The sequence below is a fragment of the Pseudomonas sp. genome (assembly GCF_050739655.1).
GTDB lineage: Bacteria > Pseudomonadota > Gammaproteobacteria > Pseudomonadales > Pseudomonadaceae > Aquipseudomonas.
In genome coordinates, this window is record NZ_JBOIBY010000243.1 from 1 (window position 1) to 9,948 (window position 9,948).

Sequence of the window (9,948 nt, forward strand, 5' to 3'; positions counted from 1 at the left end):
CAACTGGCGCGCTCCGAGCACGCTAATTGCTCGCTTGAGGTTGTAGGCGTTCGCCACAAAGGCGAGTTTGTTGTTTTTGCGAAAGTCGGCGATGGTCTTGAAGTCGGGTTTGAGTCGGTTGATCAACCACATCACTTCGATGTTGCGCTGGCACTCGGCTTCGAGCCGCCGAGATGAGCGAATCCGCTGAAAATAGCCGTAGAGGTAGAGTTTTAGCTGATCGGCAGGATCATAAGAGGGGCGACCGGTGCTTTTGGGCAGGGCTTTATCGAAGCCCAGTTGCACCAGATCCAGTTTGGCGACGTACAGGTCGATGACGCGGACGAAGTGATCTTCGGGGATCAGTTCCTCCAGCGAGACCGGGAACAGACTGGTCTGGCTGCGGGACTCTCCTTGGATGTAAGCCATAACGAAAAATGCTCCGTATCTTTCGATACGGAGCATTTTCTTTGAGCGCTGCGCAGAATGCTAGGTTTTCACACAGTCTGGAAAGGTGGCCTTTTCAATTTCGGCGGACGCCTCACGAGCCGAATATTTCCTTCAGCATGTTCCGAGCGAGATCAATTTCGTCATCGCTAACCTGGTGTTCTCTACCAGGGTAGACCTTGAGTTGGGTCTTCGCTCCCATCACCTGTAGCACTCCCAGAGTTTCTTCCGTGCGAGGAAGTGGCACCCAGGGATCATCGTCTCCATTAGTGAGCAGGACTGGCGTGCTTTCCAGTTTGACCTGTTTTTCCCAAGTCATGCTGTCTGGCCCAATTAGCCCCCCAGTGAAAGCAATGAGTCCACCCCAGCGCTGTGGATTTCGGTACAGGTATTCGCATGCTAGGCATGCACCCTGAGAGAAACCGACTAGCGTAATTTTCGAACGAGGAATCCCTTGCTCCACCAGTTGGCTGACTAGCAGATCAAGGCGCTCTAGTGCGAAGTTCAAGAATGGCTGGTTATTCTCCAGCGGAGCCATGAACTTGTCCGGATACCAGCTCTTGCCCGCCGCTTCCACAGCGATGTAAGGCATTCCGTTCAGGTTGATTCGCTCTGCTATGGCGAACATGTCGGCGGGGCTTTGGGTGCGCCCGTGAATGAGGATGATCGCCGCTCCCACGGTCTCGGGCGCGATACTCGAGACCTGGATGGGGAGGCGAAGATGGATATTTTCGCTCATCCCTCAGCCTCAATATTTCAGCGGTTCAAGATAAGCCGCGATTTCCTGGGCGCGAGCCCCCAGTTGTGGCGGAATCTGGATGGTTTTTCCGAGATCCTCGAAGGCCTCATCAACGAGGAAGCCCTCGGGCTTGGACACAGCTGCCTCGAACAAGGCGCCACTTGGGGTGCGAACATACACCGAGTCGAAGTAGCCGCGATCTTTCCGGTCAGAGACGTCGGTGAAACCCATTGCCTCTAGGTGCAGTTTGACGCTCTTCTGGATCTCGAGGTCTGCCACTTCGAAGGCGCAATGGTGCACTGTACCTTCACCATAAGTCCAAGAGCCTTGAGGCAGCTCCGGTCGAACTTCAAAGTCGATGATGGCACCGGAGCCGCCGTTGCCTACCTCGTAGCGGCTGAAGGAAGCATCAGTTAATTGCTGCTTGCCCGACCAGCCGTAGTGCATGAACTCTGCAGAGTTTTCCAGATCGCGAACAGCGACGGTGATGCCGTGGGTGCCTCGAATGCCATACTCGGACGGAACGACACCGTTCGAGTACGGTTTACGATCGTCGTCAGCAATGCCAACGAGCTCGTAGCAAATGCCGCACGGGTGGGCGAAATGCAGCAGGTGCTCACCGAAACGTTCTTGGAACTCAGGCTTGAAGCCGTGGTTTTCCAGATGCTTGGCCCAGAAGGCAAGGGACGAAACCGGAACGGAGAGAGCGAGAGTCTTGATCTGACCGCTGCCTGGACGACCCATACGACCCGATTGACGCATAGGGAAGCAGGTAATTAGCGTGCTTTCCTCGCCAATGTCGTTACCGTAGTAGAAGTGGTAGATCGGATCGGTGCCATCATACAGACCGGTCTTCTTGACGCTTTTCAGGCCAAGCACTTTGGTGTGGAAGTCGTAGTCTTCCTGGGCGCCACCTACGTTCAGAGTGATGTGGTGATGGCGAAGGATGTGGGGATTGAGTTCCATGACGTTCTCCTGTTGTTAGCGTTTTTGAACGCGGTACTTCGGTTAAGGTCGTTTGCCACTGAAGGCGTTTTCGAGCAGTTCGCGGATTGCGCCAGGTTCGATCGGGCGCGGGTTCCAGTACGGCGAGGCGCAGGCGATCTCGACAGCTTTTGAGATGTCGCTTTCCTTCATTCCAATGTCAGCGAGGCTGGTAGCGGCACCATGCTTATCTGCAAGGTCGAACAGGCCTTGTGCTGCGTGTTCAACGCCAAGAGCGCGAGCGATACGTTCCATGACTTGTGGAGCAGCATCGGCGTTGTATGCGGTGGCATGCGGCAGAACCACGGTGTGGGTTTCTGCATGGGGTAGATCGAAGCTGCCACCTAGGGTGTGGCAAAGCTTGTGATGAATAGACATGCCAACCGCGCCTAGGCACACTCCGCATGCCCATGCGCCGAACAGGGCGTCGGATCGTGCTTCCTTGTCTTCTGAGTTCAGATGAATTCGGGGTAGGGCCCGAGCGATCGCTGCAATACCTTGTTCTGCGAGCATCGAGATCAGAGGGTTGGCGTCCTTGGAGTACAACGCCTCCACAGCGTGGGCGATGGCGTTCATTCCGCTTGTCACGGTCATTTGCGCTGGGAGCGTCAGGGTCAGATCTACGTCGTAAATAATTACTTCGGGCAGCACTTTAAGAGTGCGTTGGGTGGTCTTTAGCCCGTTCTCTGTTTGGCCGATGATCGGAGTCGCTTCAGAGCCTGCGTAGGTGGTTGGAATGACGATCTGAGGTAAGTCGGTATTGAGCGCTATCGCTTTGCCTAAGCCGATTGTCGAACCTCCGCCCAAGGCCACCACGCAGTTGGCCTTAGTACTTTCCACTACCCCAAGTGCATCCCGGGTGACCTCAACGGGGGTGTGCATGGTTGCGTTGTCATAAAGCCCTACAGCGAGGTCGCCCAGTTGGGCTACGAGAGCTTCGCCCAATTCCCGCTGGAAGGGCGTAGTCAGAACAAGGGCACGTGAGCAGCCAAGTGCTCGAATCTCGTCTGCAGCTTGGGTCAGAGTGCCGAAGCCAAAAATTACTCGCGAGGGCAGGGCGTTGTAGATGAATGGCTGCATGACGCGCTTTGTCTCCCAATGCTGATGTGCTTCAAGAGCACTTTGATGTGTAAGCAGATTGGGAGAGCTATCGGGGGCAAGCACCTGCCGAAAGATAGTGCGGTCAGTCCTATCACCAGATAGGTGACTCGTGCGTAGGTGCGCCAAAGAATCGCGCGTGAATCCCTCGGAGAACAACAATGAATAAGGAATCGACAAGCGCTAATTTGCCTATCTGTCAGATTCGCGACCTTCTAGATTTGCGTGCCAGCGAGACACCTAATAATGATTTTGCAATATTCGAGTCTGGAGGAAAGTGGACGTACAGCGAGGCACATGCAGAAGTAAGAACGTGCGCTGCCTCACTGCAGGCGTTGGGGGTTTTACATGGTCAGCTTGTTCTGGTTTGGTTGGGTAACAGCTCGAATGCGTTGCGTACAATGCTCGCAATTAATTATTTGGGCGCGGTCGCAGTACCAATAAATACGTCGTATCGGGGCACGTTGCTGGAGCATGTCCTGAGCAACACATCAGCCTCGCTCATGATCTGTGATGGGCGACTTTTAGACCGACTAGCCGGAATTCAACTGGCGCACTTGCATCGTGTCATTGTGATTGGCCCTGAGCGCATAAACGTGTCCGGGGTTCAGCTTCTAGGAGATGATGTTCTGTACGCGGAGGAGGAGCTTGGCCCTTCGAGTACTGGGCATTTTCCTTGGAATGAGGCGGTAGTCATCTATACCTCCGGAACGACTGGGCCATCGAAGGGGGTGCTCACGTCCTATCTGCACCTATGGCACACCGCAACCGCATTCAAGCATCTCGATGAGACCGATCGCAGCTTGGTCAGCTTGCCTCTGTATCACGCTGCTGGCGTCCTTGGGTATTACTGCGCACTTCTTACTGGTGGGTCACTGGTACTTGCGGACTCCTTCAGCGTCAGCCGGTTCTGGCAAACAGTGCGTGAATTCGAGGTCACCACAACGGGGCTCCTGGGAGTGATGTTGCCGTTCCTACTCAAACAGGAGGTAACAAGTGCGGATCGTGATCATTCTCTCCGGAGTGTCCTCGTTGCGCCGCTGGATGACGGGGCTGCGGCCTTCGCTGAGAGATTCGGGGTAGACATCTATACCGAGTACAACATGACTGAGCTCTGCATGCCTCTGTTCAGCGATGCAAATCCGACCGCACCTGGCACCTGTGGTCGGAAGCGCGAAGGAGTGGAGCTGCGGATCGTGGACGATTTTGACATCGAAGTGCCGATCGGATCTGTTGGAGAGTTGATCGTTCGTGCGCATCAACCCTGGGCTCTGAGTCATGGCTACCTGAAGAACCATGAAGCAACCGCCAAGACCTGGCGAAATGGTTGGTTCCATACTGGTGACGCATTCCGTCGGGACGCAGAAGGGAACTACTTCTTTGTCGATCGCTTGAAGGATGCTCTGCGCCGCAGAGGAGAAAATATCTCCTCATTCGAAGTGGAGAGCGCCATCCTGGCTCACTCGGCAGTGCGCGAGGTTGCAGTGGTTGGCGTCCCAAGCGAAGTGTCGGAAGACGAAGTGCTTGCTGTCCTAGCCTTAGCCCCAAACCAAGAACTCACCCCAGAGCAACTGATCGAGTATCTCAAGCCGCACCTGGCTGACTTCATGATCCCTCGCTATCTCCGATTTATGAGGGAATTGCCCAAGACGCCAACTCACAAAGTCCTGAAGCATGAGCTAAGGGGGCAAGGCGTCACGGCGGACACTTGGGATCGAGAGGGTTCTGGGCTTGTTCTTCCGCGGCAGCGTCTGGAGGTTAGACGGTGAGGGCGCAGGGGCCGCTGCGCGGCGTTCGTGTACTGGAGTTTGCAGGTGTTGGGCCGGCTCCATTCTGCGCGATGTTGCTCTCCGATATGGGGGCTGAGGTTCTGAGAGTTGACCGTAAAGGTGGCGCTGACTGCGATGCCTATTGTGTCGAGTCTCGAGGACGCAGATCGGTGGCGCTCAACCTGAAGAGCGCTAAAGGTCGGGCTGTTGCATTGCAGCTAATGAATCAGGCAGACATTGTCCTCGAGGGATTTCGACCCGGCGTCATGGAGCGCTTGTGCTTGGGCCCAGAGGAGGCGCTTCGTAAAAATCCCGATTTGATCTATGGGCGAATGACTGGCTGGGGACAAGATGGGCCTCTGGCGAGTGCGGCCGGTCACGACATCAATTACATCGCTCTTGCTGGTGCTCTACATGCAATGGGAAATGCAGATAATCCGTCGATTCCTTTGAATCTCGTTGGCGACTTTGGTGGAGGAGCGCTTTACCTCGCAATGGGGGTGCTGGCGGCGTTACTGCATGTTCGTTCAGGTGGTCGAGGTCAAGTCGTGGACTGTGCGATGGTTGATGGAGTGGCCTCAATGCTTGGGATGATCTACGGGCATTTGGGACGAGCTGAGGAGCGTCCTCTTTCCTCGGAATCATCGGTCAATACCGGTACATGGATTGACCGAAGAGCGAGCAACGCAATTGACGGCGGATCTCATTTTTACAACACATATACCTGTGCGGATGGCAAACATATTGCAATCGCCGCTATCGAGCCTAATTTTTACGCAGAGCTGCTCAATCGCCTGGGTATTGATGACGCAGCGTACGCTGAACAGATGGATAGAACTGCTTGGCCACTGCTGAAACAGCGATTATCGGAGGTTTTTCGAACTCGAAGCCGGGATGAATGGTGTGAGCTGCTAGAGGGTACCGACGTCTGTTTTGCTCCTGTGCTGAGCCTGCAGGAGGCGCCACTGCATCCGCATAACCTCAGTCGAGCGACTTTTGTAAAAGCAAATGGGTTTTATCAGCCTGCCCCTGCACCAAGATTCTCAGAAACTCCTGGAGCCATTCAGAGTGCTGCGCCTGGATGTGGAGAGCATAGCAAGGAGGCCTTGCTGGACTGGGGATTTAGCGATCAGGACATACTTGATTTGGAAGAAAACCAGGTTTTATGAGGCCTGGGGCCGGAACTCCGGCCCCTTTTTTGCCGCTTAAATATCAAGCTCCAAAACTTCGCTTTTCGCCCGGGAAACGCAGATCAGCATACTCTTGCCTTCTGCCTTTGCGGATTCAGACAGCACGAAATCGCGATGGTCGGGTGTGCCGCTCAACACACGCGTCTCACAGCTTGCGCAAAGGCCTTCGCGGCAGGAGAAAGGTAGAAAGTGTCCGTTATCCTCAAGCACCTCGAGGATGCTTTTTTCTGGCGGCACTAAAAGTATATCGCCCGTGCTTCGCAGAATGACTTTGAAGCTTCCGTTATCGGTGCTTGTTTGCGTTTTTCCTGATGCCGAGAACCACTCAAAATGCACGTTGTCCGCCGGCCTTGCATGAGCTGCTTCTTGTACGCGTTCCATTAAAGGCGCGGGGCCACAGCAATAAATGTGGCTATAGAGAGGCATGCCTGCAACGGTCGCCTCAATATCGAGCGGCTGACCACCGTTTTCATCAAGGAAGTGCTGCACCAGATTATCAGCGCCAAGCTCTAACAGCTCTTCGTAAAAGGCAGCGCGAAGTCGGCTGCGTGCCAGGTAGTGAAGCGTCCATGACTTCCCATTGGCAACACACCAACGAATCATCGCTAAGATTGGAGTGATTCCTATGCCTCCAGCGATAAAGTTGTAGTGATCACCTGATTCTACAAGGGGGAAATTGTTTCGCGGCGCGCTGATGCGTAGTCGATCTCCAACCTTGAGCCCGCCGTGCAAAAAACGTGACCCGCCTCGGCTTTGAGGTGAAAGACCAACACCAATTTTGTAACGGCTCTGATCTCGGAAATCGCCAAAAAGCGAGTAATGCCGAATAAGCCCGTTTGCCAGATGTACTTCCAGATGAGAGCCAGGCTCAAATGGTGGAAGGTCTCGACCCTGCGGATCGACCAATTCAAAGCTAATCACGTCCTTTGCTTCGGCATTGATCGCCGCAATGACGACATCGAGTTGTCCTGTAGACATTTTGGTACTCCAGATCTTTTGTGCGCGTGTCTATCGATCAAGCGAGGAATTCGGCTACGGCATTACGCGCTTGTGCAGATTCGTCAAGAACGAGGTGCCCAGCGTTCGGACAAATCGTCAGACCCGCATGAGGAAGCAGTCGCTGCCAATAGTGCGCCTGGCCGGAGGGGATGATGCGATCACTTTGTCCCCAGACCAGGAGGGTCGGCATGCGAACCCGATGAAGCCAGTTGGGAAGCTTCTGATTGCAGACGGTGCCGTTTCGCGAAATGGTTGCAATCGATCCACCTTCCCGCTCGCGCATTTTTCCGAATTCAGCGTCTGGTGATGCTGGCAGGAAAGGAATGACAGTGGCCAAGTCATTGACCAAGTAAGCGGGGATCTCTTCCGGGGGGATGTTCATGAAATCCGGCGTCGGGAACTCTTCGACATCAAGACCGCCTGGAGCGACGAGTACAAGCTTGTCAATTTGATGGCTGTGCTGGATTGCATACTCCGCTGCCATTCGGCCGCCGAGCGAGAAGCCAACCAGGTTGAAATGCTTGAGCTCCATTTCCTCAAAGAGCTCCTGATAATGCTGGATGTAGTCTTGCATGCAGTCGATGTTTGGATTGTCGCCCGACTGACCAAATCCTGGGTGATAGGGCAGAATTACCTTGAATCGGTTAGTCCAGGCGCGAGCAAATTCGATCCCGTGCCAAGTACCGCCTCCATGAAGGAACACTAGCGGTGCCCCTTCACCTGCGACGTAAACGATAGTTTCGCATCCATCAATTATGTAGCGGTGGCGTTCGAAACCGGAATGGTCGACTCGTGAGTCACCGAAGCTGTTATTGGACATTGTTGGCTCCTGGCACATGGGGGGATGTTTCAAGGGTCGTCCAGGATTGGAGGAGGGGCACCTATCCTTGGATAGAGTGGTTAATGCAAAGGGGGAGGAGGAGCGGATTCTCTAGTAAAAACAGTGCCGAAGTACCAGGAGAGCACGGGAGTGTCGGCGCCGTAGGATTTAGTATCCATACGGCGCGCGAATGATGGGCTTAGGCCGCGCTGAAAGACTTATGGGGGTCGATCACGAATTTTTTCGGCACGCCTGCATCGAACTCACCATAGCCACGGGGAGCATCGTCAAGGCTGATTACCTGGACGCCAACAATATCGGCAATATTGAGTCGATCCCACATGATTGCCTGCATGAGCTGGCGATTGTATTTCATCACTGGGGTTTGGCCGGTGTGGAGGCTATGAGACTTAGCCCAGCCGAGACCGAAGCGAATGCTCAGGCTGCCAATCTTCGCTGCGGCATCTGCGGCACCTGGATCTTCGGTAACGTAAAGGCCAGGAATACCGATTTTGCCGGCGACACGGGTAATCTGCATCAACGAATTAAGGACAGTTGCGGGGGCCTCGTGTTGGGCTCCAGCGTGACCGTGGCCGCGAGCCTCAAAGCCCACTGCGTCGACTGCGCAATCGACCTCTGGCTCCCCGAGCAGGGCTGCAATTTGCTCATGGAGTGGTGTGTCCTTGGACAGGTCGGCAATCTCAAAACCAACAGCCTTTGCATGCGCAAGGCGTACCGGGTTTACATCGCCGACGATGACGACAGCCGCACCCAACAAACGGGCCGAAGCTGCGGCTGCAAGACCAACTGGGCCTGCCCCGGCGACGTACACAGTGCTACCCGGCCCAACACCAGCGGTTACTGCGCCGTGGAAACCAGTTGGCAGAATGTCGGAAAGGCAAGTGAGGTCGCGGATTTTCTCCATGGCTCTGTCCCGTTCCGGAAGTTTGAGCAGGTTAAAGTCAGCATACGGAACCATCACGTACTCAGCTTGGCCGCCAGTCCAGTCCCCCATGTCCACGTAGCCATAGGCTCCGCCAGGGCGGGCAGGGTTGACCGTTAGGCAGACGCCCGTGTGTTGCTCTTTGCAGGATCGGCACCGACCGCAGGCGACGTTGAAGGGGACAGAGACCAGATCGCCAATCCTTAGGCTTTCCACGTCACTACCTTTCTCAATGACTTCACCCGTGATCTCGTGGCCTAGTACCAATCCAACTTGAGCGGTGGTACGGCCCCTGACCATGTGCTGGTCAGATCCGCAAATGTTGGTTGAGATTACTTTTAGAATCACTCCGTGTTCAATCTTTCGTCCCCGTGGATCTTGCATCTTGGGGTAATCGATTTTCTGCACTTCGACCTTGCCTTCGCCAAGGTAAACAACACCACGATTGCCTGACATGAATAGCCCTCTCTTCTTATGGTCGGTTTGCATGGCTGTGCCCGCGCTCAGGCAGGCATTGGGCTTCAAGTACCTTGATTTGGTCTAAAAACTAAGGTCTTGAAAATTACTACTGCAACGGTGGTTGAGGCAGGCGCATGCGACACCTATCCATCGATAGATCTTGAAGAAAACATGAGGTCGCGACAGTTTTTCTCAGCCATACAGGACGGCGAAATGTTCGCTATAGCGTGTGTCACACAGATCTCCTTCTCTCCCACCTGTGTCACATAATGAATTGCTCTGCGTGCCGCCTTGATGCCCTCCAATTGGGTGATGAGCCAGGCGGCCAAATACTGCGAGGACAGATATCTGCCGGCGATCACGACAGTCGCCTCTCCGGGTACCAGGGCCCGGCGCTCTCAATCAGCCGAGCATCTCCTTTATGATGGAAGCGACATTTCTGGCATCGTCTATCCCTCGGTGATAGGTACCCGAGGCCTGATGATGGTAGGGGGCAGCAACTGAAATAGGGGGGGAGTCGT

General features: G+C 54.7%; 9 protein-coding genes. 2 read left to right on the forward strand and 7 right to left on the reverse strand.

Annotated elements, in window-relative coordinates; genetic code table 11:
• The 4 genes from ACRESJ_RS11930 to ACRESJ_RS11945 all read right to left on the reverse strand — a co-directional run.
• Window positions 1–408: transposase (locus tag ACRESJ_RS11930; RefSeq protein ID WP_431758064.1), on the reverse strand; the 408-nt coding region annotated here is incomplete at its 3' end.
• 112 nt (window positions 409–520) lie between these two features.
• On the reverse strand, window positions 521–1,165 hold the full coding sequence (locus ACRESJ_RS11935; RefSeq protein ID WP_431758065.1) for an alpha/beta hydrolase: 645 nt from the start codon (window positions 1,163–1,165) through the stop codon (window positions 521–523).
• Window positions 1,166–1,174: 9 nt separating this feature from the next.
• On the reverse strand, window positions 1,175–2,131 hold the full coding sequence (locus ACRESJ_RS11940) for a VOC family protein (protein ID WP_431758066.1): 957 nt from the start codon (window positions 2,129–2,131) through the stop codon (window positions 1,175–1,177).
• Between the two features lie 42 nt (window positions 2,132–2,173).
• Window positions 2,174–3,229: a maleylacetate reductase gene (locus ACRESJ_RS11945; protein ID WP_431758067.1), complete on the reverse strand. Its 1,056-nt coding sequence runs from the start codon at window positions 3,227–3,229 to the stop codon at window positions 2,174–2,176.
• Between the two features lie 179 nt (window positions 3,230–3,408).
• Between ACRESJ_RS11945 and ACRESJ_RS11950 the strand changes: the two genes are divergently transcribed.
• Window positions 3,409–5,016: an AMP-binding protein gene (locus ACRESJ_RS11950; RefSeq protein ID WP_431758068.1), complete on the forward strand. Its 1,608-nt coding sequence runs from the start codon at window positions 3,409–3,411 to the stop codon at window positions 5,014–5,016.
• Entirely contained in the window at window positions 5,013–6,185 is a 1,173-nt protein-coding gene (locus ACRESJ_RS11955; protein ID WP_431758069.1) for a CaiB/BaiF CoA transferase family protein, read from the forward strand. Before ACRESJ_RS11950 ends, ACRESJ_RS11955 begins: the two co-directional genes overlap by 4 nt.
• A gap of 36 nt (window positions 6,186–6,221) precedes the next feature.
• On the opposite strand, the gene ACRESJ_RS11960 is transcribed toward ACRESJ_RS11955, so the two are convergent.
• The 3 genes from ACRESJ_RS11960 to fdhA all read right to left on the reverse strand — a co-directional run bounded on the left by ACRESJ_RS11960 (window position 6,222) and on the right by fdhA (window position 9,424).
• Window positions 6,222–7,184, reverse strand: a complete 963-nt coding sequence (locus tag ACRESJ_RS11960) for a PDR/VanB family oxidoreductase (protein WP_431758070.1) — start codon at window positions 7,182–7,184, stop codon at window positions 6,222–6,224.
• A gap of 37 nt (window positions 7,185–7,221) precedes the next feature.
• Window positions 7,222–8,025 (reverse strand): alpha/beta fold hydrolase, encoded by an 804-nt coding sequence (locus ACRESJ_RS11965; protein WP_431758071.1) that lies wholly within the window; start codon window positions 8,023–8,025, stop codon window positions 7,222–7,224.
• A gap of 199 nt (window positions 8,026–8,224) precedes the next feature.
• On the reverse strand, window positions 8,225–9,424 hold the full coding sequence (fdhA, locus tag ACRESJ_RS11970) for a formaldehyde dehydrogenase, glutathione-independent (RefSeq protein WP_431758072.1): 1,200 nt from the start codon (window positions 9,422–9,424) through the stop codon (window positions 8,225–8,227).
• Window positions 9,425–9,948 lie beyond the last annotated feature (524 nt).